Origin of the sequence: Chthonobacter albigriseus, from assembly GCF_013839445.1 — a bacterium.
Lineage (GTDB): Bacteria > Pseudomonadota > Alphaproteobacteria > Rhizobiales > Pleomorphomonadaceae > Chthonobacter > Chthonobacter albigriseus.
Genome location: NZ_JACDIT010000001.1, coordinates 788171 through 810655 on the forward strand (window position 1 = coordinate 788171; position 22485 = coordinate 810655).

19 protein-coding genes are annotated in these 22485 nt (G+C 67.6%); 10 read left to right on the forward strand and 9 right to left on the reverse strand.

All coding sequences use genetic code 11. The annotated features are described in order from the left end of the window. Nucleotides 1–3: 3 nt before the first annotated feature. From HZ321_RS03555 to HZ321_RS03565, 3 genes are read right to left on the reverse strand one after another with little or no spacing between them, the layout of a single operon-like run. A complete protein-coding gene (locus tag HZ321_RS03555; protein WP_181700279.1) occupies nucleotides 4–1047 on the reverse strand; it encodes a histidine kinase dimerization/phosphoacceptor domain -containing protein in 1044 nt (347 codons plus the stop codon). After that, complete coding sequence (locus HZ321_RS03560; protein ID WP_181700282.1) at nucleotides 1044–1475, reverse strand: response regulator; 432 nt, start codon at nucleotides 1473–1475, stop codon at nucleotides 1044–1046. The genes HZ321_RS03555 and HZ321_RS03560 overlap by 4 nt, the downstream gene beginning before the upstream one ends. Beyond that, entirely contained in the window at nucleotides 1472–3154 is a 1683-nt protein-coding gene (locus tag HZ321_RS03565) for a PAS domain-containing sensor histidine kinase (RefSeq protein ID WP_181700284.1), read from the reverse strand. The genes HZ321_RS03560 and HZ321_RS03565 overlap by 4 nt, the downstream gene beginning before the upstream one ends. Nucleotides 3155–3587: 433 nt before the next feature. Here HZ321_RS03565 and treZ point away from each other — a divergent pair, with 433 nt between their 5' ends. Genes treZ through HZ321_RS03580 form a run of 3 tightly spaced genes read left to right on the forward strand, consistent with a single transcriptional unit; the run spans nucleotide 3588 to nucleotide 8490 of the window. After that, nucleotides 3588–5363: a malto-oligosyltrehalose trehalohydrolase gene (gene treZ / locus HZ321_RS03570; protein ID WP_181700287.1), complete on the forward strand. Its 1776-nt coding sequence runs from the start codon at nucleotides 3588–3590 to the stop codon at nucleotides 5361–5363. Further along, on the forward strand, nucleotides 5360–7954 hold the full coding sequence (gene treY / locus HZ321_RS03575) for a malto-oligosyltrehalose synthase (RefSeq protein WP_181700289.1): 2595 nt from the start codon (nucleotides 5360–5362) through the stop codon (nucleotides 7952–7954). Before treZ ends, treY begins: the two co-directional genes overlap by 4 nt. A gap of 26 nt (nucleotides 7955–7980) precedes the next feature. Further along, the gene (locus HZ321_RS03580) at nucleotides 7981–8490 is read left to right on the forward strand and encodes an MgtC/SapB family protein (protein WP_181700291.1); all 510 of its coding nucleotides are present in this window, start codon (nucleotides 7981–7983) and stop codon (nucleotides 8488–8490) included. A 32-nt stretch (nucleotides 8491–8522) separates the two neighbouring features. On the opposite strand, the gene HZ321_RS03585 is transcribed toward HZ321_RS03580, so the two are convergent. Together HZ321_RS03585 and HZ321_RS03590 are read right to left on the reverse strand one after the other, a co-directional pair. Then, complete coding sequence (locus tag HZ321_RS03585; protein WP_181700294.1) at nucleotides 8523–9728, reverse strand: lytic murein transglycosylase; 1206 nt, start codon at nucleotides 9726–9728, stop codon at nucleotides 8523–8525. Nucleotides 9729–9807: 79 nt separating this feature from the next. Next, on the reverse strand, nucleotides 9808–10707 hold the full coding sequence (locus HZ321_RS03590) for a pirin family protein (protein ID WP_181700296.1): 900 nt from the start codon (nucleotides 10705–10707) through the stop codon (nucleotides 9808–9810). Between the two features lie 224 nt (nucleotides 10708–10931). Here HZ321_RS03590 and HZ321_RS03595 point away from each other — a divergent pair, with 224 nt between their 5' ends. The 3 genes from HZ321_RS03595 to HZ321_RS03605 all read left to right on the forward strand — a co-directional run bounded on the left by HZ321_RS03595 (nucleotide 10932) and on the right by HZ321_RS03605 (nucleotide 14238). After that, nucleotides 10932–13340 carry a methyl-accepting chemotaxis protein gene (locus HZ321_RS03595; RefSeq protein WP_181700297.1) on the forward strand — a complete coding sequence of 803 codons (2409 nt, stop codon included), beginning with the start codon at nucleotides 10932–10934 and terminating at the stop codon, nucleotides 13338–13340. Nucleotides 13341–13462: 122 nt separating this feature from the next. Then, a complete protein-coding gene (locus tag HZ321_RS03600; RefSeq protein ID WP_181700299.1) occupies nucleotides 13463–13810 on the forward strand; it encodes a DUF883 family protein in 348 nt (115 codons plus the stop codon). A gap of 5 nt (nucleotides 13811–13815) precedes the next feature. Beyond that, entirely contained in the window at nucleotides 13816–14238 is a 423-nt protein-coding gene (locus HZ321_RS03605) for a phage holin family protein (RefSeq protein ID WP_181700301.1), read from the forward strand. A 4-nt stretch (nucleotides 14239–14242) separates the two neighbouring features. Here HZ321_RS03605 and HZ321_RS03610 read toward each other — a convergent pair whose 3' ends face one another. From HZ321_RS03610 to HZ321_RS03625, 4 genes are all read right to left on the reverse strand, one after another. Continuing rightward, nucleotides 14243–15154 (reverse strand): DMT family transporter, encoded by a 912-nt coding sequence (locus tag HZ321_RS03610; protein WP_181700303.1) that lies wholly within the window; start codon nucleotides 15152–15154, stop codon nucleotides 14243–14245. Between the two features lie 64 nt (nucleotides 15155–15218). After that, nucleotides 15219–16250 carry a glycosyltransferase gene (locus HZ321_RS03615; RefSeq protein WP_181700305.1) on the reverse strand — a complete coding sequence of 344 codons (1032 nt, stop codon included), beginning with the start codon at nucleotides 16248–16250 and terminating at the stop codon, nucleotides 15219–15221. A gap of 166 nt (nucleotides 16251–16416) precedes the next feature. After that, nucleotides 16417–17907, reverse strand: a complete 1491-nt coding sequence (gene glpK, locus HZ321_RS03620; protein WP_181700307.1) for a glycerol kinase GlpK — start codon at nucleotides 17905–17907, stop codon at nucleotides 16417–16419. Between the two features lie 134 nt (nucleotides 17908–18041). Continuing rightward, nucleotides 18042–18473: an Lrp/AsnC family transcriptional regulator gene (locus HZ321_RS03625; protein ID WP_181700309.1), complete on the reverse strand. Its 432-nt coding sequence runs from the start codon at nucleotides 18471–18473 to the stop codon at nucleotides 18042–18044. Nucleotides 18474–18594: 121 nt separating this feature from the next. Here HZ321_RS03625 and HZ321_RS03630 point away from each other — a divergent pair, with 121 nt between their 5' ends. From HZ321_RS03630 to aguA, 4 genes are all read left to right on the forward strand, one after another. Then, nucleotides 18595–19695, forward strand: a complete 1101-nt coding sequence (locus HZ321_RS03630) for a saccharopine dehydrogenase family protein (RefSeq protein WP_181700311.1) — start codon at nucleotides 18595–18597, stop codon at nucleotides 19693–19695. Between the two features lie 101 nt (nucleotides 19696–19796). Then, on the forward strand, nucleotides 19797–20276 hold the full coding sequence (locus tag HZ321_RS03635; RefSeq protein ID WP_194303949.1) for a heme-degrading domain-containing protein: 480 nt from the start codon (nucleotides 19797–19799) through the stop codon (nucleotides 20274–20276). 73 nt (nucleotides 20277–20349) lie between these two features. Next, nucleotides 20350–21243, forward strand: a complete 894-nt coding sequence (gene aguB, locus HZ321_RS03640; RefSeq protein WP_181700313.1) for an N-carbamoylputrescine amidase — start codon at nucleotides 20350–20352, stop codon at nucleotides 21241–21243. Nucleotides 21244–21269: 26 nt separating this feature from the next. Beyond that, nucleotides 21270–22382, forward strand: coding sequence for an agmatine deiminase (aguA, locus tag HZ321_RS03645; RefSeq protein WP_181700315.1), 1113 nt, complete (start codon nucleotides 21270–21272; stop codon nucleotides 22380–22382). The last annotated feature ends 103 nt before the right edge of the window (nucleotides 22383–22485 follow it).

Below are 22485 nucleotides of genomic sequence, written 5' to 3' on the forward strand. Positions count from 1 at the left end.
GCGTCAGGCCGCGAAGCGCATCACGATGCTGGTGCCGCGGCCGGCGGGATCGTGCTCCAGGGTGGAGCCCAAGGTGTCGAGCATGGCGCGAACCACCCGCATGCCGAGGCCGCTGCCCTTCGGCCCGTCTCCGGCCCGCCCCATCCCGACGCCGTCGTCGGCCACCGCGAGTTCAAGGCCTCCGGCCGCTTCCTTCAGGGCGACGCGGATCTCCCCCGTCGCGCCGGGATAGGCGTATTTGTAGGCGTTGGTGACCAGTTCGGCGACGATCATGCCGATCGAGATGGCGCGGTCGGTGTCCATGTGCACCGGGTCGACGTCGAAGCGCAGGCGGTGGGCCCGCCCGGATGCGGACATGGCCGCGTCCAGCTCGTTGGCGAGGCCGCGCATGTAGGCGTCCATGTCGACGGAGGAGATATCCTCGGAGGTGTAGAGGCGGCGGTGGATCTGAGCGATGGCGGCGATGCGCCCCTGCGTCTCGGTCAGCGCGGACCGTGCCGCCGGGTCGCTGACGCCGCGCTGCTGCATGGCGACCAGCGAGGCGACCAGTTGCAGGCTGTTGGCGACCCGGTGGTTGACTTCGCGCAGCAGCAGTTCGGCCCGCTCCCGGGCGGTCCTCATCTCGGCCTCGGCAGCCTCCTTCAGCTGGCGCAGGCGGGACGCCTCCAGCGCCTGCTCCACGGAGGTGCGCAGGAGGTCCATGAAGACACCGCCGACATCCTTGATCACGTAGTCCGAGGCCCCCGCCTTCAGCGCGGCGACCGCGATGCGTCCCTCGTTGGCGCCGGTCACGTAGATCACCGGCGGTGGGGCCTGGAAGGAGGCGCGGATCTCCGCCAACACGTCCAGGCCTTCGCGGTCGGGCATGAAATGATCCAGCGCCACGGCATCGAAAGGGGTCGTCCTCAGCTGGCGCACGCCCTCGTCGCCGCTCGTCACCGCCGTCACCTGCCAGCCGTACCGCCCGAGATTGCGTTCTATCAGCCGGCCGAGACCGGGATCGTCGTCGATGTAGAGAAGGCGGATCGGGTCGGTGGCTGCCGTCACGGGGCCTCCGGAATCTGCATAACCGACAGGAACAGGCCGAGCTGGCGGATCGCCTGAGCGAAGGTGTCGTAGACCACCGGCTTGGTGATGTAGACGTTGCAGCCGAGATCGTAGCAGCGCTGGATCTCCCGCTGATCGTCGGTGGTGGTCAGCACGACCACGGGGGCCCGCTTCCAGTGTGCATCCGCCTTGATGCGGGCCAGGATGTCGGTGCCGCTCATGTCGGGCAGGTTGAGGTCGAGAAGCACCAGGATCGGACCCTCGTCCGCGCGCTGCGGGCCGAACAGGTGGTCCACCGCGTCCGTCCCGCTGGAGAAGTGACGGATCTCGTTGCAGACACCGGCACGGCGGATGTTCTTTTCGATCAGGCGCGCATGTCCCTCGTCATCCTCGATCATCACGATCGTGACCGGCAGCTGATTCTTCATGAATGAACGGACTCGCGGTAGCTCTTGGGCAGATCGATCGTGAAGGTGGAGCCCTCTGCGGGAACCGAGGCCACCTTCACGTGGCCTCCGAGCTTGCGGACCAGCGCTCTCACATGCGCAAGCCCAATTCCTTCACCCGGCCGGTCCTGAACGCCCGAGCGGCGGAAAAGTTCAAAAATGCGTTCGAAATCCTTCGGGTCGATGCCCCGACCATTGTCGCGCACCGTGAAGGCGACGCGACCGTCGAGTTCCTCCCCCGTAATGGAGACCTTCCCCGGTCGATCATCCCGGAGGTACTTGACTGCATTCTCCAGAAGATTGGCGAAGACCTGCTCCAGCGCGAAGCGGTCGGAAACGATGTCCGGAACGTCGGCGACCTCCAGCACCGCTCCACGTTCAGCCAACTGGTGCGCCAGGCTGCCGGCGAAGCCCTGAAGGAAGGGGCGCATCTCGATCGGCTCGGCGGTCAGCACGCGATGCTCGGCCCGCGAAAGGGTGAGGATCGCGTTGATCAGCCGGTCCATCTTTTCGGTCGAGGACCGAATGAAACCGATCGCTTCATCGAAATCGGTCTCCACCAGCCGGTCCATGCCGGGCGTCGCCAAGGCCGGCGCTTCCTGCTTCACCCGTCTGTAGAACGCCGCCACCTCGTCGCGGGCTGCTTCCAGCTCGCTGGTGAAGCCCATGATATTGACCAGGGGCGAGCGGAGGTCGTGGCTGACGATGTAGGCGAAGCGCTTGATCTCCTCGTTGGCGTCGCGCAGTTCGGCGGTCCGGGCGGCGACGCTCGCCTCAAGCGTCCGGTTGCTCTCCTCCAGCGCCATGCGGGCGCGGACGAGTTCGATGGTGCGGCTCTCCACGCGCTGTTCCAGCGTCTCGTTCAGGCGCTTCAGCGCGGTCTCGGCCGCCTTCAGGTCGGTGATGTCGGTGTGGATCCCGATCCACTCGCCAACCCGCCCGCCCGGCAGTCGTATCGGCGTCCCACGCACCAGCATGGAAAGGTAGACGCCGTCGTGCCGGCGGAGGCGATGCTCGACCTGATAGAGCGTGTGGTCCTTCAGGGCGCGGGTCCAGGCCTGAGCGGTCTTCGAGCGGTCGTCGGGGTGGACGGCGGTCAGCCAGCCCCAACCCACGCACTCCTCCTCGGCCTGCCCGGTGTAGGCCATCCAGCGCACCTGGCCCGGCATCAGACCGCCGGCTACATCGGCCGACCAGACGACCGAAGCGGTCGCGTCCACGAGCGATGAGAACCGCGTCTCGCTGACGTCGAGATCATCCTTCATCCGCTTGAGGTCGTCGATATCGGTGCAGGTGCCGTACCAACGCTCGATCCGGCCCGCGTCGTCGCGGACGGCCAGGGCCCGCCCGAGGACCCAGCGGTAGTCGCCGCTGCGGTGGCGCAGGCGGTACTCGATCTCGTAGGGCTCGCCGGTTGCAAGCGACTGACGCCACTTCTGCCATGCCTCGGCCTGGTCGGCGGGATGGAAGATCCCGTTCCAGCCCTCCCCGTCGGTGGAGCCCGGCGGCACGCCGGTGAACTCGTACCAACGCCGGTTGAAATAGTCGTGGTGTCCGTCCGGCCGGGTCGACCAGACCATCTGCGGCATGGTGTCGAGGGCCAGGAAAAGCCGGTGGTCGCGGGTGCGGGTCAGGGCTCCCGCCGCATCGGATCTGGCCAAATGCAGTTCTCACTCGTTGTCGTGCAAGGACCGCAGCAGCCCCCGAGGCTTGCTGCGGGAAGACACTGCGCCGACGCCGGAGCTGCGCCCCATCCTTGCGGCCCTTGCCGCTGCCGCCGGGGTGACTGCCCCTTCGACAATGGTCGTTCACGAGAACGCGGAACCTGCTTTCCGGTTTCAGGTCACGCTTTCCCATTGTGGCGGAACGGGGCGATTTTTGCCCGGACGCGGTTGGAACAAACCGCGGCGCCCATCGGTTCAACGGGCTGCGAAACGGCCGCCCTGCCCAGGGCCGGCCGGATCGCGTCCGGGGAGCGGGGCCGCACCTCCATCTCCGGGATACGCCTTCTCTCCCTTGCCGATCCCCTTCAGGCGCGGCCGGCGATCGGCCGGTCCGCCAGGAGAAAACGCCGCCCACCGGAGTCGCTCCCCCATGCAAACGCTTTTCGGGCCGTCGGTTCGCGACGACGGCGTCCTCTTCCGCCTCCATGCTCCCGATGCCGGAGCTGTGGAGGTGGTCGTCGGCGGCGCGGCGCAGGCGATGGACCGCGACCCGTCCGGCTTCTGGTCGGTCCTGTCGCCGGAAACCGGCCCGGGCGCGACCTACCTGTTCCGGGTCGACGGACGCGAGGTGCCGGACCCAGCCTCCCGGCAGCAGGCGGACGGCGTCACCGGGCCGTCCGTAGTCGTCGATCCCGGCCTGTTCGGCCGCAACCGGCGGCTCGGCCGGCGCTGGACCGACATGGTGATCGCCGAGGTCCATGTGGGCACGGCAACGGAGGCGGGGACGTTCCGCGGCCTGATCGAGCGCCTGGACCATTTCACCGACGCCGGCTACACGGCGGTCGAACTGCTGCCGATCAACGGTTTCCCCGGCCGCTGGAACTGGGGCTACGACGGCGTCCTCCTGTTTGCCCCGGCCAACGCCTACGGCACGCCGGAAGACCTCGCCGCGCTGATCGCGGCCGCCCACGAACGCGGCCTCTCCATCTTCCTCGACGTGGTCTACAACCACTTCGGCCCGGAGGGGAACTTCATCCCGTCCTACGACAAGTCCTTCTTCGACCCTTCGGTGAAGACCCCGTGGGGGGCGGCGATCGACTTCACCCGAGACACGGTGCGGCGCTTCTTCGTGGAGAATGCGCTGATGTGGGTCGACGGCTACGGCTTCGACGGACTGCGCTTCGACGCTGTGCACGCCTACCTCGGCGACGGTCGCGCGTCCTTCCTGAAGGAGCTCTCGTCGTCGCAGAAGGGGCTTCATCCGCAGCCGCACTTGATCCTGGAGAACGACGACAACCTCGCCGATCTCCTGGAGCGGGACGCCGACGGAGGCCCGCTGCTCTTCGATGCGCAGTGGAATGACGACTACCACCACCCCCTCCACGTCCTCGCCACCGGCGAGAACGAGGGCTACTACCGTCCCTATGCCCGGGATCCGGCCGCCGATCTGGCGCGGGTGCTGTCGGAGGGCTTCGCCTACCAGGGCGAGCCTTCGGAGAACCGCGGGGGAGAGCCGCGGGGACAACCGTCCGCCCATCTTCCGCCGGCCGCCTTCATCGCCTTCGCCCAGAACCACGACCAGATCGGCAATCGGGCCCTCGGCGAGCGGCTTGCCGAGATCGCGCCAATCGAGGCGGTGGCGCTGTTGCGCTTCCTCACGCTCCTGTCGCCACAGATACCGATGCTCTTCATGGGCGAGGAGTTCGGAACAAAGAAGCGGTTTCCCTTCTTCTGCGATTTCGAGGGTGAACTCGCCGATGCCGTCCGCAAGGGCCGGCGGGAGGAGTTCGCCGGCTTCTCAGGCTTTGCTGGCGAAGAGATTCCGGACCCTCTCAGCCAGACCACATTCCAGGAGGCCAAGCTGGACTGGAGCGAACTGACCGATCCCGACGCGCAAGAAGCGCTGGAGGCTACACGCCGCTACGTAGCGGCCCGAAACCGCTACGTAGCCCCGAAAACCGCTACACGGTTCCTGCGGGCGGACCGGTCGATCGACCGCGGCGTCATTCGCGTCCGTTGGCAGTTCGACGGCGGGTCGCTGACGCTCCTGGCCAACCCTCATCCCTCGGATTCCCACATCGCGGTCCGGGCCGATGATCGCATCCCGCTCCATGGCGAGCCTGTCGCGACCACCGGCACGGTGCAGCGGACCGACACCGGTGCCGGGCTCGGACCCTGGTCGGCCGCGCTTTGGGTGGACGCATGACGAGACCCCGGCTCACGTCGACCTATCGCGTTCAGTTCTTTAGCGAATTCACCTTCGCTCAGGCTCGTGCGCTGGTGCCCTACCTGCGCGCTCTGGGCGTCAGCCACCTCTACGCCTCGCCCATCTTCCAGGCTCAGGCCGGCTCCCAGCATGGCTACGACGTGGTCGACCATGACGCGATCAACCCGGAGCTCGGGGGAGAGGAAGGCCTGCGGGCGCTTTCGGCCGCGCTGAAGCAGGCGGGGCTCGGGATGATCGCCGACATCGTCCCCAACCACGCCGGCGTGGGCGGCACGGGCAATGCCCGATGGCAGGATGTGCTTGAATTCGGTAGGAAATCCCGAAACGCCCGGTTCTTCGACATCGACTGGAACGCCGGTCCGCTGGTGCTGCCCATCCTCGACGGAACGGTGACCGAGGTGGCCGCGGCGGGCCGTTTCGGAATCGATTGGGACCGCCGGGTCGGCCGCCTCGTGCTGACTTTCGAAGATCATCGGCTGCCGCTGCGACCGGAAACCGTCGGCCGCCTGATCAGCCAGGCGGCGGAGCGGCTGAACCGCCCGGACCTGCGGGAAACCGGGGCTTCCTGGGCCGAACTGGAGACCATGCGGACCGCCACGTCCGGCCGCCGGGCTCGGCGCGATGGGCTGGTCGCGGCGCTGTCGGACCCGGAGGTCGCAGCCGCCGTCGTCGGGCCGCTCACACCGGAGCAGGCGCCCGCGCTGGTCGCCGAACAGCACTACAGGCTGATGCACTGGCGCGAGGGCGCGCAGCAGATCAACTACAGAAGGTTCTTCGACATCAACGAGTTGGCGGGGCTTCGAGTGGAGGAGCCGACGGTGTTCGAAGCGGTCCACCGGCTGCCGCTCGCGCTGGTTCGGGAAGGCATCCTGGACGGGCTCAGGGTCGACCACATCGACGGGCTCGCCGATCCCGCCGGCTACTGCGCGCGGCTGCGGGCGGCGGTCGGACCGGACGTCACCATCCACGTGGAGAAGATCCTCGGCCTTGGAGAGCCGCTGCCCGACTGGGACGTGCAGGGTACCACCGGATACGAGACGCTCAACGAGATCAACGGCTTGTTCGTGGAGCCGACAGGCTATGCCCGGCTTGCGGAAGCGGCGACCGCGAACGGGGTGGCCGGTGACATCCATGCTCGGGTGAGGGAGGCCAAGCAGGAGATCCTGGAGCGCTCGTTCGGCTCGGAGGTCGAGGTGCTGTCCAGGCTTGGGGCCGATCTCTGCCGACGGCGGGGCCATCCGGTCCGCCTGAGGACGATGCGGGAGATCCTCACCGGGCTGATCGGGGCGCTGCCGGTCTACCGGACCTATGTCACAGAAACGGCCGGCGCGCGGGACGTGGAGATCATCCGCGCCGCCGCCGACATCGCCCGCCCGGAGCTGCGGCGCGGCGGAAAACGGGCGATGAATACGTTGGTCGAACTCATCCTGGACGGTGCGCAGGATCCGGAATCCGCGTCTTTCATCCGCCGTTTCCAGCAGCTTTCCGGCCCGGCGATGGCGAAAGGCTACGAGGATACGGAGCTCTACCGGAACGTCCCGCTCGCTTCGGTCAACGAGGTCGGAAGCCATCTCGACCGGCCTTTCGTGACCATCCAAGCCTTTCACGCGGTGATGTCGGAAACAGCGCGGCGGGGCCTGACGTCCCTGACGCCCCTTTCCACCCACGACACCAAGCGCGGATCAGACACCCGCGCCCGGCTCAACGTCCTGTCGGAGATGGCGTCGGACTGGATCGACCTCGTCGAGGGCTGGCGGCGGCGACACGGATCGCTCAGGGTACCTCTCTTCGAAGGCGGCGAAGCTCCCGACCGGGTGGACGAGGCGCTTGTCTACCAGACGATCGCCGGGGTCTGGCCGGTGGAGGCGTCACGAATCGAGGCTTACCTCACCAAGGCGCTGCGGGAAGCCAAGCGCCACACGACATGGATCGACCAGAACTCTCCCTATGAGGAAGCGACCCTGGCCTTCGCACGGGCGCTCATCGAAGGCGACGAGGGCATGGCGTTCAGGGCCGAACTCGACGGTCTCATGGCCAGGCTCGACCCGGCCGGCCGGACCAACAGCCTTGCCCAGACGGTGCTGCAGCTGACGGTGCCGGGCGTTCCCGACATCTATCGCGGGTCGGAGTTCTTCGAATGGGTGCTGGTCGACCCCGACAACCGGCGGCCGGTGGACTGGGACGCCCGGGTGGCCGCGCTTCGCGGCCCGGACCCGTCGATCGAGGACGACAAGGTCGGCACCTCCAAGCAACGTTTGATCGCCGGGCTGCTCCATCTCAGGCAGTCCTACCCGGACGTCTTCCTTAAGGGCGACTACCAGGCGCTGCATGTGGTCGGGGCGGACGACGTGATCGCCTTCGCAAGGCACTACGACGGGCAGTCGCTGGTCGTGGCCGTGCCGATCCGGGCTCTCTCGCCGCGAACAGGGACGATCGTGGTGGATGTCGGGGCGCTGCCTCCCGCTAAATGGCGCGCCTCGGTGGGTGCGACGGACCTCAGGGCCGAGGGCCGGCTGCTTCGGATCGGTCGAGCCGGACTTCCCACGGTAATCCTCTCGTCGACAACCTGAACGACGGCCCGCAAACAGGCATTCGCATGTCCGCGACCGAATCCACCATGGCCGTGTTTGCGCAGGACGACCTCCTGCAGGTCTTGTGGCGGCTGCTTGCGGCCCTGTTCGCGGGCGCGGTCCTCGGTTTCGATCGTGAGATGAAGGGCCATGCCGCCGGGTTGCGGACGCACATGATGGTGGCGCTCGCGGCGGCGGCCACCTCGAGCCTGTCCCTTGAGCTCTACGAGGAACTGCACAGCTTCAACCCGAACGGCAATGCCGACCCGATGCGCATCATCGAGGGCGTGATCGCCGCGGTCGGCTTCCTCGGCGGCGGCATGATCATCGTTGCCGGCGGAAAGGTGCAGGGGCTGACCACCGCGGCGAACCTCTGGGCGTGCGGGATCATCGGCCTGGCGTTCGGCTCGGGCCTGTTCCGGATCGGCTTCATGACGCTCGGGCTGGCGTTTCTCGTTCTGGTGGTGATCGGAGCGCTTGAGCGACACCTGATCAACAAGGACCGGCACCCCCGCAAGACACCGGACGAAGGCTGAAGCGCCACCGTCCGGCACCGAGCAGGCGACGGTCAGCGCAAGGCGGCGAGGGTGGCGTGGTCGGGCCAGCCGTCCGCCGGCAGGCCGAGCTGGATCTGCGCAGCCCGGGTGGCTTCCCGGGTCTTGAACCCGGCCTTGCCATCGATCGGACCTGGATCCAGGCCGCGGGCGGCGAGCGCCTGCTGCAGGGCCTTGACCTCGGCGGCGGAGAGCGCATCCACCGTGCCGTTGCCCTTGCCGACCGGGCCGGCGCCGGCGAGCCGCGTGGCGAAGTAGGCGGCCGTCGTCGCGTAGACCAGCGACTCGTTCCACTGCAGATAGACGTCGAAGTTATGGTAGGCGAGAAAAGCGGGGCCGAAGCGCCCCATCGGCAGGAACAGTGCGGCCGGTCCACCTTCCAGGCTTCCGCCGTCGGCGGCTCGAACGCCCATCGACGCCCATTCGGAAGGGTCCTTCTTGATCAGGAGATCTGCCTGGTCCCAAGGCAGCTCGTTGGGGATGCGGACTTCACGCAGCCAGGGCTGGCCGCGCTGCCAGCCGAGCTGGGCGAGAAAGTTGGCCGTCGAGCCGAGGACGTCCGCCTTCGAGCGGATCAGGTTGGCGCGGCCGTCACCGTCGTAGTCGATGCCGTATCGCAGGTAGTTGGATGCCAGGAACTGGGTCTGCCCAAGTTCGCCCGCCCATGCCCCGCGCATTTCGGCTGGCGACAGGTCGCCCTTCTGGATGATCTTCAAGGCGTCGATCAGTTCGGGGCGGAACTTGTGGGGCCGGCGACAATCGTAGGCGAGCGTGGCCAGCGAGCGCAGCGTGCTCATGTCACCAAGGTTCGCACCGAAGTCGGTCTCCAGGCCCCATACGGCGACGATGACCGGCGCCGGAACGCCGAAATCCGCCTCGATCTGACGGAAAAGGCCGGCGTTCTTCTTGATCTGCGCGGCGCCCTGCTGAAGGCGGTAGGAGGCGACCATGCGGCCGGCGAACTCCAGGAAGGTCTGCGAGAAGACGCCCTGCCCGCGATCCTTCTTGATCACCGCCTTGTCGTAGGAAAGCCCGTCGAGACCGGCGGAAACGATGTCCGGGGAAATCCCGGCCGCCAGCGCCTCCTGCTTCATATCCTCCAGCCAAGGACCGAAATCGGAGCCGTTGCCGCAGGCGGCGGTGGCCGGCGCGGCGAGCGCGATTAGGGCCGTGGAGAAGACCACGCTCCGCAGAGCTTGCTTCAGGCTGGACAATGTCATGCGTCGAATCCCGTTGAAGTCCTCGAATCGGCGGACCATAGCCCGACCGCCGCGCCTTGTGCCAGACCGGGACAGCCGCTCATTCGGGCAGGGGGATGAACTCGTCGTCATCGGGGACGGCCGGAAAGGCGCCGGCCTTCCAGGCCGCCTTGGCTTCCTCGATCCGGTCCTTGTCCGACGACACGAAGTTCCACCAGAGATGGCGCGGCCCGTCCATCGGGTCGCCGCCGACGACCAGGATGCGGGCGGGCTCCACAGCGGTGACGGTAATCTCGTCGCCCGGCCGGAAGACCAGAAGCTGGCCGGGCCCGAAGGGGTCGCCAGCGATCTCGATCAGGCCGGAAAGCGTGAAGATGGCCCGCTCCTCATGCGAAGCGGGGATGGGGAGCCGGGCGCCCGCCTCCAGGATGGCGTCGGCGTAGATCGTCTCCCATGCGGTCTCGACAGGCGACGTGCTGCCCCAGAGCGAGCCGGCGATGACGCGGACCTTCTTGCCCTCGGCTTCGATGACCGGCAGCGCGGCGCGCGGCACATGGGCGAAGTCCGGCGCGGTATCCTCCAGCGCCTTCGGCAGGGCCACCCAGGACTGGATGCCGAAGAGAGGGCCGCCCGTCGCTCGCACTTCGGCGCGGGTCCGCTCGGAGTGGGTGATCCCCCGGCCGGCCGTCATCCAGTTCACGTCTCCCGGAACGATAGGCTGGACCGAGCCGAGGCTGTCGCGATGGAGGATCTCGCCTTGATAGAGGTAGGTGACCGTCGCAAGGCCGATGTGGGGGTGCGGGCGCACATCGATGCCCTGGCCGGTGATCAGTTCCGCAGGGCCCATCTGATCAAGGAAGACGAAGGGGCCGACCATCCGGCGGCCCGCCGACGGCAGCGCACGCCGGACCTCGAAGCCGCCGATGTCACGCACGCGTGGAATGATGACGGTTTCGATCGCCGGATTCGGCATCTCGGGAGGGACGTTCTGATCCGGCATCGGTGGTGCACCCGTGAAGATTGGTTCCGATCTCGGTTGCTGCGGGATGCTCGCTGTTTACTTGGGCAGATAACGCCGGTGACCGCGATTTATACTGACACAATCCCCAAGTTTCCGCTTTTTCCGCGCCCGAAGAAGCATCAGCGAATTAAATATTCTGCAGCATGTCAAGGATATGAATGATTGCCGATGACGGTTTCGTATGAGGAGGATTCGCGCCCGCCATGTCCAAGACCATCGCCAGGCTGGTAGCCGATCGCAAAACGTCGACGAAGATCGTCGTCTCTCTCGCGGCCATCCTCGCGTTGACAGGCTGCGTAGGCGCGACGGGATACGTCTTCATCGACCTGTTGCAGCAACGGATGGACCGGACTGCGTCGACCACGGACAGCATGACAGGCCTGCAAGGGCTGGTGTCAACCGTGGAGGGGTTCGCCGACGGGCACAGCGAGACCAAGCTCGCGCCCATCGAGGCCGACATCGACCGGCAGATAGTCGAACTGGAGACCCTCGCCGCGGCCGCTTCGCCCGAAGCAGCGCCGGTGGCCGGCGCAGCACGCGAAGCGCTGGGTGTTCTCAAGTCCGACCTCGCGCAGACCGACGCGGACAAGACGGCCCTGATGGACGCGGAGGCCAAGCTGCAGCAAACGGCTTCCTCGTTGGAGACGACCAGCCTTGCCGTCGCTGACGTTGCCATCAAGCTTTCGCGCGACGCCGCGCGCAGGGAGCAAACGGCCAAGGATCTCCTCAAGACCGGCAATCGCCTCGCGGCTGCGGCCGGCGAGACGGAGGCGACGGCGCGCGCCCTGGCAGGACGCTTCGGCAGCGGAGCGGATGGCGCGGCAGACAAGGCAGCGCTCGACACCGGTCTTGCGACCATGACGAAGGCGATGCGGAAGGCGAAAACCGCTGCCGCGGGTGGCGCGGTGGATCAGTTGAAGGTCGTTGAAGGGCTGATTGCGGACGTCAAGGCTCTGGCGGAACCCGCTGCCGCGGGAGATGCCGTTGCACGCCGGTCGCTGGCGGCCACCGCCATCCAGCTTGCCGGCCGGGCAGCCGTGCTGCGCAACACGGCCGTGGACGCTTTCGCAGGAGGCATCGACGCGCTGGCCAAGGTAGAAACGGAGACGGTGGCCACCCGTGGCATCGGGGAAGGTGCTTCCAAACTCAATGCGAGCGCCCGCAAGCTGATGCTCGACACCGTCGTGTTCGTCGGCGCGCCGGGCCCGGAGACGCTCGGCAGCCTCAAGGCGCAGGTCGAGCAGGTCAAAAGATTGCTTGAGGTGATCGCCCAGGACGGTGCCGCGGTGGCCGAGATCACGACCAGCCTGGAAAAGGCGAAGGCGCTGCCGGATGCGGTCGTCACGGGCGCCGACACGGTGCTGCAGTTGCAGGGAAAACTCGACGTGTCCGGCACGGCGATGCGCGCGAGCCTGATGAAGGCTGCCCAGTCGCTCACCGAGTTGGTGGCGCTGGAACGCTCCGCGGCGGCCGGGGACAGGCAGGCGGCGGTCCAATGGATCGTCGGCACCATTGTGGTGGCGGCGCTGGCGAGCATCCTGATCGGATCCGTGCTGATGATCGTGATCCAGCGGCCGATCCGCTCGTTGACAGCCGGCATGATGCGGCTGGCGGACGGCGACACCGGGCTGGTGCTCGCCGGCGCGGAACGCAAGGACGAGATCGGCGCGATGACGCGGGCCGTGCTGGTGTTCCGCGACAATGCGATCGAGCGGCAGCGGCTGGAGGCGCAGGCGCAAGCCGAGCGGGACGAGCGGGAGGCCCGCCAGGGCCGGGTGGAGACCCTGGTGCGCGGCTTCGAGACGACAGTCGGCCGGCTGTTGTCGCAGGTGTCGTCGAGCGGAGAGACGCTGCAGTCGACGGCGGATCGGCTGAACGGGATCGCCGGGACGACGGCGGCGAAGGCAGAATCGGCGGCTTCCGCTTCGAACCAGGCTTCCGCCAACGTTCAGACCGTGGCGAGCGCCGCGGAAGAACTCTCCGCCTCGATCGGCGCGATCTCCGGTCAAGTTCAGCGCACGAAGTCGGTGGTGGCGGAAGCGCGTGTGAAGGCGCAGGGCACGAACGGCCAAATCGCCAGCCTCACGGAGTCGGCGACACGGATCGGCGACGTGGTGAAGCTGATCTCCTCGATCGCGGAGCAGACCAACCTCCTCGCGCTCAATGCCACGATCGAAGCGGCGCGGGCCGGCGAAGCGGGACGCGGGTTCTCCGTGGTCGCCGGCGAGGTGAAGAACCTCGCCACCCAGACCGCGAAAGCGACCGAGGACATCGCCAAACAGATCGCCGCGATCCAGGAGTCCACGGCCGACGCGGTCGGGGCGATCCAGGGCATCGTGGAGACCATGGAGGACGTTGACCGGCACACCCAGGAGATCGCGGCCGCGGTGGAGCAGCAGGGATCGGCCACGCAGGAGATCACCGGCAGCGTCACCGATGCGGCGCACGGCACGGCCTTGGTGGTCGGCGACATGAGCGACCTCAACGTCGCCGTCGCGGAGACCTCGCAGACGGCGAGCGCGGTGCTCTCGGCGTCCGGCGCGATGCGGGCCACCGCCGAGGACCTGCGGATCGAGGTGGATCAGTTCCTACGTGGCGTCGCCGCCGCCTGACCCGGGCTTCGACGACCTGTCACGGCAAAGTCAGAGCCAAAGCGCCCGTCGCCGGAACAAACCGGCGGCGGGCGTGTTCATTCCGGTGTCCGTTTCCATGCGCAAAGAGGGAAGAATTCGCCATGGCCAACACCGGTTCAACTGCGCGCACACCTGAATCCAACGAACAGATGCAGGCCGACAATGCCCGGCTGCAGAGCGAGATCGCCGAGCTGAAGGCCGAGCTGGCCCGGCTTTCGTCCACGATCGGGACGATCGCCAACCGCCGCTACGAGGATCTGCGCGACCGTGCATCCGGCTATGCCGAGGACTTCGCCCGCCAGGGTGCGGCCCTGCGCGACCAGGCCTACGAGCGGGCCGGCGTGATGGAGCAGGAGGTCGAGCGCTCGATCCGCGAGCGGCCGCTGGCCGCCGTGGCGATCGCCGCGGGCGTCGGGTACCTGGTGGGCCTCATCTCGCGGTCGCGGTGACCTCGATGCTGGGCCCGATCCTCTCGGCCCTTGCGCTCGCCGAGGTGAAGCGGTCGGCGGACCGCGCCATCCGATCCCTGGTGATCGGGCTGGCGCTCGCCGTCGCGGCAGGCGTCGCCTTCGCCTTCCTGGTCGCAGCCGGCCTGATCGCCATCGCGCAGGAACTCGGCCCGGTCTGGGCCTGCCTGATCGCGGCGCTGATCTTCGGCCTGGCGGCACTGGTGCTCTACGTCGTGCGCATCAACGTTCGCCGGCAACGGCCCGCGCGGTCGGCGATGCTGGGCGCGCTCGGCGGGACGGCGGCAGGCGCCGCATCGGCGCCGGACGGGCCTCCGCGCCGGCGGTCATGGCGGCCTTCGCCGCGCCGGTTCCTACTTCCGGCAGCGGCTGCGGCCTTCGTGGCAGCGCTGTTCGCCGCCCGGCGCTGACGGTTCAGACAAGATCCTGGAGGTCGCCCTCGGCTGGTCCGGCGGCGACCTTCTTCTGTCGTTCGAAGATGAAGATGCCCGCGCCGACGATGATGACGGCGCCGAGCAGCATGGAGAGCTTCGGCACATCCCCGAAGACGAGCCAGCCGAACAGGATCGCCCAGACCAGAAGCGTATACTGGAACGGAGCCACCACCGCGGCAGGGGCCAGCTTCAGCGAGCGGTTGATCAGGATGTGCGCCAGCATGGCGATGATGCCGAGACCGGCGAGCAGCGCGGCATCGAAGGGCGTCGGCGTCACCCAATCGAAGGGGGCGAGCACGATGCCGGCGACCAGAGCGCCGAAGGTTTGCCAGAACACCAGCGTGGTGTCGGGCGTGGCCCGCAGTATGCGGCTCTGGATGATCATCATGGCGAAGAACAGACTGCCGATGATCGAGATGAGCGCGGCGAAGGAGAGCGACTCGCTGGAGGGCTCCAGGGCGACCACCACGCCGACGAAGCCGATCACGATCGCCGTCCAGCGCCGCCAGCCGACGCGTTCGCCAAGGAAGAACGGCGAGAGAGCCGCGACCCAGATCGGCGCGGCGAGGTAGAAGGTCATCACGTCGGCGATCGGCAGGTACATGACCGCGACGTAGAAGATGATCACCTCGAAGGTGGAGAAGATCACCCGGAGAACCTGGACCCAGGGCTTCTCCACCACCACGAGGCTGCGGACGCCCTGACGCGCGACCATCGGGGCCATCACCACCAGGGCTGCGGCGGAGCGGATCAGAAGGACCTGCCCGACCGAGTAGGTCGCGACCAGCCATTTGCCGAGCACGTCATTGGCCGAAAACATGAAATCGCCGAGCAGCATCAGCGCGATGCCAAGCCCGATCGCATTCTTGTGGCGATCGAGGGCGCCCGCCATGTTGCTCGCCGACACGCTTCAGAGCCTTTCAAACCGATCCGCAGAGCACCGGGCTAGCACAGCCCTAGGGTCGGAAGCGAGACGGCAAAAAGGGAATCGCGCGATCGAGGGCGACGGTGGCCAGCCCGGCACGCGCGAGACTGTCCTGCACGGCCTCGCGGTCGCTGCGGGCAAGGTCGTTCCAGCGGGCGAGATTGGCGGGCGCGGCGGCGGCGGCCACACGAAAGATCTCTGGCGTGGTGACCACAGCCGCGATCCGGGCGGCCAGGGCAGTCGCGGAGGCGGTTTCGACGTAGGCGGCTGTGCCGACGAAGGCCTCGCGAAAGAGCGGGCGGTCGGGCATGACAGCGGGTAGCCCGGCGTAAGCAGCTTCGAGAGGAACGTCGGCGAGGCGAAAGCCGTCCGCGGCCGACAGGAGCACGTGCGCGGACATCAGGATCTCGCGAACCCGGTCGGCGGGGATGAAGCCGTGGAAGAAGACACCCGGGCGGGTCAGGATCTCGTCCGCAACCTCGATCCCGACCTGGCGGCCGATCACGTGCAGACACGCTTCATGGCCGTGCCCCTTGCGGAGATGGGCAACGGCGTCGGCGGCCCGGCGCAGGCCCTCATCATCGCCTGCAGAGGTGAACAACGCGACGTCGATGCGGCCGCGCGGGGCCACGTGGCGGGTCGAAGCCGCCCGTTCCAGGAAGGGGATCGCTGCATAGACGTCCGCAATCTGGGGCCGGCAAACCGCGACATCGGTGGCCGGAGACGCCAGACTGCGAAGAAACGCCGCCGCCGTTTCGCTGGAGGCAAGCACCAGCGGTAGCCTGCGGAGGGCGTGGGCCAGCGCGGGGCGGCGCCACAGGCGGTCGATCCGGGAGCGAGGCGGGCCGGCGAGAAGGGACCAATCGTCGATGAAGGGGATCAGCCGGTCGCCCCCGAAAGCGACCTGGAACGGTGACGGCGCGCCGTTCGCAAAGACAGGAGCGGCGGCGCGTTCCTCGACCATCGTCGCGGCGGCGGCGGCAAGCCGCCTGACACGATCCGCCCAGGCAGAGGGCAGCAGGCCCGGCATTCCACCTGCGCGCTCGTCGCCAGTTCCCAACATCACAAACGCCTCCAGCAGGCGGATACGCGCCGGCAAACCTGCCGACCGCACCCGGTCTCGGCCGCCGCGACTCGGGGACGTCCCTGCGGCGGTTCCGACGATCCGGCGTTAACTATGCTGGGGGCCACTTAAGGAGGCATGAATCGCGGGGGGCGGCGGACCGCCCTCAGGCGCGCGTGCGGGTGCGGTCAACCGCATCGGACCAGCCGGCGATCTTCGACGCCCGAGTCTCCGGGTCCATGGTCGGCACGAAACGGCGGTCGAGACGCCAGCTTTCCGAGAAGCCGTCGCGGTCGGGCCAGATGCCCGCCTGCCGGCCGGCAAGCCAGGCCGCGCCGAGCGCGGTCGTCTCCAGCACCACCGGCCGGTCGACCGGAGCGTCGAGCAGATCTGCCAGGCGCTGCATGGTCCAGTCGCTGGCGACCATGCCGCCATCGACGCGCAGCACCGTGTCACCGCCTCCGGTCCAATCGCGGCGCATGGCTTCCAGGAGATCGCGGGTCTGGTAGCACACCGCCTCCAAAGCGGCGCGCGCGAGTTCCGCGGGGCCGGTGGCGCGTGTCAGGCCGAAGATCGCGCCGCGTGCATCGGCATCCCACCAGGGGGCGCCGAGGCCGGTGAAGGCCGGGACGAGATAGACGTTCTGGTTAGGATCGGCGCTCTCGGCAAGCGGGCCTGACTGGTCGGCCCGCTCCAGGATCTTCAAGCCATCGCGCAGCCACTGGACGGCGGCGCCGGCGACGAAGATGGAGCCCTCCAGCGCATAGGTCGTTTCGCCGTCGAGGCGGTAGGCGATGGTGGTCAGCAGCCGGTTGGTGGAGGGGACGAAGTCCGATCCGGTGTTGAGCAGCGCAAAGCAGCCGGTGCCGTAGGTGGACTTCAGCATGCCCGGCCGGAAACAGGCCTGCCCTACGGTGGCGGCCTGCTGATCGCCGGCGATGCCCAAGACCGGAATGGCGGCGCCGAGGATCGCATCGTCCGTGACGCCGAAATCGGCCGCGGAGTCCATGACCTCCGGCAGCATCGACCGGGGCACGCGCAGGAGCGCGAGCAGGTCGTCGTCCCACGTGTTGCGGACGATGTCATAGAGGAGCGTGCGGGATGCATTGGTTGCGTCGGTGGCGTGGACCCTGCCGCCGGTCAAGCGCCAGAGCAGGAAGCTGTCAACCGTGCCGAAGGCGAGCTCGCCGCGCTCGGCGCGGGCGCGGGCGCCCGGGACATGATCCAGGATCCAGGCGACCTTGGTGCCGGAGAAATAGGGGTCGAGGATGAGGCCGGTACGAGCGGAGACCATCGGCTCCACGCCGTCGGATTTCAGGCGTGCGCACTGCTCGGCGGTGCGGCGGTCCTGCCAGACGATGGCATTGTGGATCGGCTTGCCGGTCGCCCTTTCCCAGACGACGGTGGTCTCGCGCTGGTTGGTGATGCCGATGCCGGCGATGTCGCCGGCGGAGAGACCAGCGTTCGCGAGAGCGAACCGCATGGTCTCGACCGTGGTGCGCCAGAGGTCCTCGGGATCGTGCTCGACCCAGCCGGAGCGCGGAAAATGCTGCGGAAACTCCTGCTGGCCGACGCCGCGGACGCGATAGCCGTCGTCGAAGACGATGGACCGGGACGAAGTGGTGCCCTGGTCGATTGCGAGAATGAAGCCACTCACGTGATGTCCTCCCGGGTCGCGGCGGTCCGGCGCGGTTCCTCCTTGCGCCGGCCAGCGATCATCTTTGTGGAGCCACTGTCCTTCCGCTGAAACCGAAAGTCAACGAAAGAGAAACGAAAGCCGCAGCCTGTCAGCTACCGGTCTATGCGAGTCGACAACACGATCGACGAGGTTGTCCGCTCGACGCCGTCGAGGGCGCCGATCCGGTCGATCAGCCCGTCGAGCTCGCGGATGGAGGGCGCCGCGACCACCGCGATCAGGTCGAAGGGGCCGGAGACCGAGTGAAGCTGCCGGACTTCCGGAATTCGGCGCAGGGCGGCCTCGACGGCCGGCGCTGCCTTCGGATGCAAGGCGATCGTGATATGCGCACGGACGAGCCCAGTCTCCATCGCTTCGGCCACCCGGACGGTGTAGCCGGTGATGACTTTGGCAGCCTCGAGCCGCCCCAGCCGGTGAGCCACCGTCGTACGAGAGAGATCGAGCCGCCTTGCAAGATCCACCACGGACAGGCGGGCATTCTCCCGGAGGAGGGCGAGCAGGGTTCTGTCGAGGTCATCGATGTGCATGTTGATCAGATGAATAGCGCAATCTGACGAATATGGCACGCAATTTCGTCTGTTCTCGGCTTGCAATCTGACATGGTAGGGCAGCATCCTTGACCTTCAGCCACGTTGAGGAGGAAACAAGATGCGCGATGTCGTTGTCATTGGAGCCGGCAAGATCGGGTCCACCATCGCCGGGATGCTGGTTGGCAGCGGCGACTACCGGGTTTCCGTGGTCGACCGTTCGCAGGCGCAGCTCGATCGCATGGATGCGCCGGGCGACGTGGCCCGGGTGGCGCTCGACATCGAGGACAGTTCGGGGCTGACCCGGCTGATCTCGGGCAAGTTCGCGGTGCTTTCCGCGGCGCCCTACAACCTGACGATCCGGGTGGCGGAGGCCGCGAAGGCGGCGGGCGCCAACTATCTCGACCTCACCGAAGACGTGGCGACGACGCGCCGCGTGAAACAACTCGCCGAGAATTCCAAGACCGCGTTCATACCGCAGTGCGGGCTGGCGCCGGGGTTCATTTCGATCGTCGCCAACGATCTGGTGAACCGCTTCGACACGGTGGACAGCGTGCGCCTGCGGGTCGGCGCGCTGCCGCAGTATCCCTCCAACGCGCTGAACTACAATCTGACCTGGTCGACGGACGGCGTGATCAACGAGTATTGCGAGCCGTGCGAGGCGATCGTCAACGGCGAGATGCGCGAAGTGCAGCCGCTGGAGGAGCGTGAGGAGTTCTCGCTCGACGGCGTGGCCTACGAGGCGTTCAACACCTCCGGCGGGCTCGGCACGCTGTGCGAGACCTGGGCAGGCAAGGTGCGCACCCTCAACTACAAGACCATCCGCTATCCCGGACACGCCGCCATCATGAAGGCGCTGCTCAACGACCTGCGCCTGCGCGACCGGCGCGAGGTGCTGAAGGACATCCTGGAACAGGCGGTGCCGACCACGATGCAGGACGTGGTGATCGTGTTCGTGACGGTGAGCGGCAGCCGCAACGGCCGGTTCGTGCAGGACACCTACGCGCACAAGGTCTACTCGCAGCCGATCAACGGGGTGATGCATTCCGCCATCCAGGTGACCACCGCCGCCGGTATCTGCGGCGTGCTGGACATGCTGGCCGATGGCGCCATCCCGACGCACGGCCTGGTGCGGCAAGAGGAGGTTTCGCTCGCCGGCTTCCTCGCCAACCGGTTCGGCAAGGTCTATGCGATGAACGAGGCGGCAGCGCACGCCGCCTGACGGAACGGGGCCGTCGGCGCTCGGCGTACCGATGGCCCCTCCCCTCGCCCGGCCGGCTGGCCTATAATCCCTCCCCGTTCAACGACAGGGATGGAAACATCTTGGCCAACGACGATCTTCTTGCCGAACTCCTGGACCAGGAGCGGCGCCTCACCTTCCCGCGCTTCGACAACGATACGGCGATCGACCTGGGTCTGGCCGTGGTGGCGGAGGCACGGGCGAAGGCGCTGCCGGTCACCGTCGACGTGACGCGCGCCGGCCAGCAGATCTTCCACATGGCCCTGCCCGGCACCGTGGCGGACAACGACCACTGGGTCGCCCGCAAGGTGGCGCTGGTGATGCGCTTCGGGCATTCGTCCTTCTACATGGGCCGCAAGGCGGCGGCGAAGGGCGTTCCGTTCCACGAGACCTACCTTGTCGATCCCACCGCCTTCGCACCGCATGGCGGGTGTTTCCCGATCATCGTGGAAGGAACCGGCCTCGTCGGCACGGTGACGGTGTCGGGGCTTCCGCAGGAGGAGGACCACAAGCTGGTGGTCGAGGTGCTCGAACGTTTCCTGAAGGAGCGATTCGACCGCTGATGCGCGTCGTCTCGCATCCGCCACGGACGCTGCCTACGTCCGTGTACAACCGACCAGCCTGGGACCGGACTCCATGCGCAACGTGACCCTCGCCGCCACGCAGATGGCCTGCGACTGGGATATCCAGGGCAACATCGCCCGGGCGGAAGCCCTGGTGCGGCAGGCCAAGGGCCGGGGCGCGGACATCGTCCTGATCCAGGAGCTGTTCGAGACGCCCTACTTCTGCCAGGACCAGATCCACGCGTTCTTCTCGATCGCCAAGCCGTTCGAAGGGAATCCCCTGATCGAGCGGTTTTCTGGACTCGCCCGCGAGCTCGGCGTCGTGCTGCCGCTGTCCTATTTCGAGCGGGCCGGTCAGGCCTACTACAATTCGCTCGCCGTGATCGATGCGGACGGCAGCGTGCTCGGCAACTACCGCAAGAGCCACATCCCGGACGGGCCGGGCTACACTGAGAAGTTCTACTTCTCGCCGGGCGACACCGGGTTCCGCACCTTCACGACCCGGTTCGCGGAGATCGGCATCGGGATCTGCTGGGACCAGTGGTTCCCCGAGACGGCACGCAGCCTCGCTCTCCTCGGCGCGGAGGTGCTGTTCTATCCGACCGCGATCGGATCGGAGCCTCAGGACAAGACGCTCGACAGCGCCGCCCACTGGCAAAGGGTGATGCAGGGCCATGCGGGCGCCAATCTGATGCCGCTGGTGGCCAGCAACCGGATCGGAACCGAGGCGGGGCGGAACGGGACGGAGATCACCTTCTACGGCTCGTCCTTCATCGCCGATCCGACCGGGGACAAGGTGGCGGAAATGGACCGGGTGAGCGAGGGCGTGGTGACCGCGACCTTCGATCTCGACGCGGTGGCGCATCAACGGCGGTCCTGGGGCGTATTCCGCGATCGGCGGCCGGAACTCTATGGCGCCATCAATACGCTGGACGGCCGCACTCCGCACCGGGCGACGGTGCGCTGACTCACGGACGGGGCACGACAACGACCATGGCCGACCACCTGACCTCAACGCCGGCCGCCGACGGCTTCGCCATGCCGGCCGAATGGGCGCCGCACGCGGGCTGCTGGATGATCTGGCCGGAGCGACCGGACAACTGGCGACTGGGCGCCAAGCCGGCGCAGGCGGCGTTCACCGCCGTGGCGGAGGCGATCGCGGACTTCGAGCCGGTGACGATGATCGTCTCGGGCCGGCAGTTCGAGAACGCGCGGGCGCGGCTCACGCCGCGCATCCGGGTGGTGGAGGCCTCCACGAACGACGCCTGGTGCCGCGACACGGGGCCGACCTTCGTTCAAGACGAGCGCGGGCGGGTGCGGGCGGTGGACTGGACCTTCAACGCCTGGGGCGGGCTCGAAGGCGGGCTTTATTTCCCCTGGGATGAGGACGACCGCCTCGCGATGAAGATCGCGGAAATCGAGCGGGTGGACCGCTACCGGGCGCCGTTCGTGCTGGAGGGCGGATCGATCCACGTGGACGGCGAAGGGACCGTGCTGACCACGGAGGAGTGTCTCCTCAACCCCAACCGCAACCCCGGACTGACCCGCATCGAGATCGAGGAGCACCTGAAGGCCTACCTCGGTGTCTCGGCCGTCATCTGGCTCGGCCGCGGGATCCACAACGACGAGACGAACGGGCACGTGGACAACATCGCCTGCTTCGCGCGTCCGGGCGTGGTGCTCCTGTCGTGGTGCGACGATCCGGCGGATCCGCAACATGCGATCTCGATCGAGGCATTCGAACGGTTGTCGGCCGCCAGAGACGCGAAAGGACGGGCGCTGGAGATCGTCAAGCTGCCGACACCCGGGCCGCTGACCGTGAGCGCTGAAGAGGCGGACGGCGTCGACGCCGTGCTTGCCCATGGCTCCGCGATCGACGCCGGCATGGAACGGCGCGCGGGTCACCGCATGGCGGGATCCTACGTCAACTTCTACATCGCCAATGGCGGCATCGTGGCGCCGCGGCTCGATCCGCGGACGGATGAAGACGCGCTCACCATCCTTCGCCGGGTGTTCCCGGACAGAAAGGTGGTCGGTGTGGCGACGCGCGAGATCCTGCTCGGCGGCGGCAACATCCACTGCATCACGCAGCAGCAGCCTCTCTGAACGGCCGGTTCAGGCTTAGTTCAGCTTCGCCACGATGGGCCTGCCATCGTGGCGGGCTTGCCTCAATCCAGCTGTTTTCAGCCTCCGTGCGGTCGTGTTGCGG

Coding starts and splice junctions, on each gene's coding strand:
- HZ321_RS03630 (WP_181700311.1), top strand. CDS start 18,595: ATGCGCGATGTCGTTGTCATTGGAGCCGGCAAGATCGGGTCCACCATC.
- aguA (WP_181700315.1), top strand. CDS start 21,270: ATGGCCGACCACCTGACCTCAACGCCGGCCGCCGACGGCTTCGCCATG.
- HZ321_RS03615 (WP_181700305.1), bottom strand. CDS start 16,250: ATGTTGGGAACTGGCGACGAGCGCGCAGGTGGAATGCCGGGCCTGCTG.
- HZ321_RS03600 (WP_181700299.1), top strand. CDS start 13,463: ATGGCCAACACCGGTTCAACTGCGCGCACACCTGAATCCAACGAACAG.
- HZ321_RS03585 (WP_181700294.1), bottom strand. CDS start 9,728: ATGACATTGTCCAGCCTGAAGCAAGCTCTGCGGAGCGTGGTCTTCTCC.
- HZ321_RS03605 (WP_181700301.1), top strand. CDS start 13,816: ATGCTGGGCCCGATCCTCTCGGCCCTTGCGCTCGCCGAGGTGAAGCGG.
- HZ321_RS03560 (WP_181700282.1), bottom strand. CDS start 1,475: ATGAAGAATCAGCTGCCGGTCACGATCGTGATGATCGAGGATGACGAG.
- HZ321_RS03610 (WP_181700303.1), bottom strand. CDS start 15,154: ATGGCGGGCGCCCTCGATCGCCACAAGAATGCGATCGGGCTTGGCATC.
- HZ321_RS03625 (WP_181700309.1), bottom strand. CDS start 18,473: ATGCACATCGATGACCTCGACAGAACCCTGCTCGCCCTCCTCCGGGAG.
- HZ321_RS03580 (WP_181700291.1), top strand. CDS start 7,981: ATGTCCGCGACCGAATCCACCATGGCCGTGTTTGCGCAGGACGACCTC.
- HZ321_RS03590 (WP_181700296.1), bottom strand. CDS start 10,707: ATGCCGGATCAGAACGTCCCTCCCGAGATGCCGAATCCGGCGATCGAA.
- aguB (WP_181700313.1), top strand. CDS start 20,350: ATGCGCAACGTGACCCTCGCCGCCACGCAGATGGCCTGCGACTGGGAT.
- treZ (WP_181700287.1), top strand. CDS start 3,588: ATGCAAACGCTTTTCGGGCCGTCGGTTCGCGACGACGGCGTCCTCTTC.
- treY (WP_181700289.1), top strand. CDS start 5,360: ATGACGAGACCCCGGCTCACGTCGACCTATCGCGTTCAGTTCTTTAGC.
- HZ321_RS03595 (WP_181700297.1), top strand. CDS start 10,932: ATGTCCAAGACCATCGCCAGGCTGGTAGCCGATCGCAAAACGTCGACG.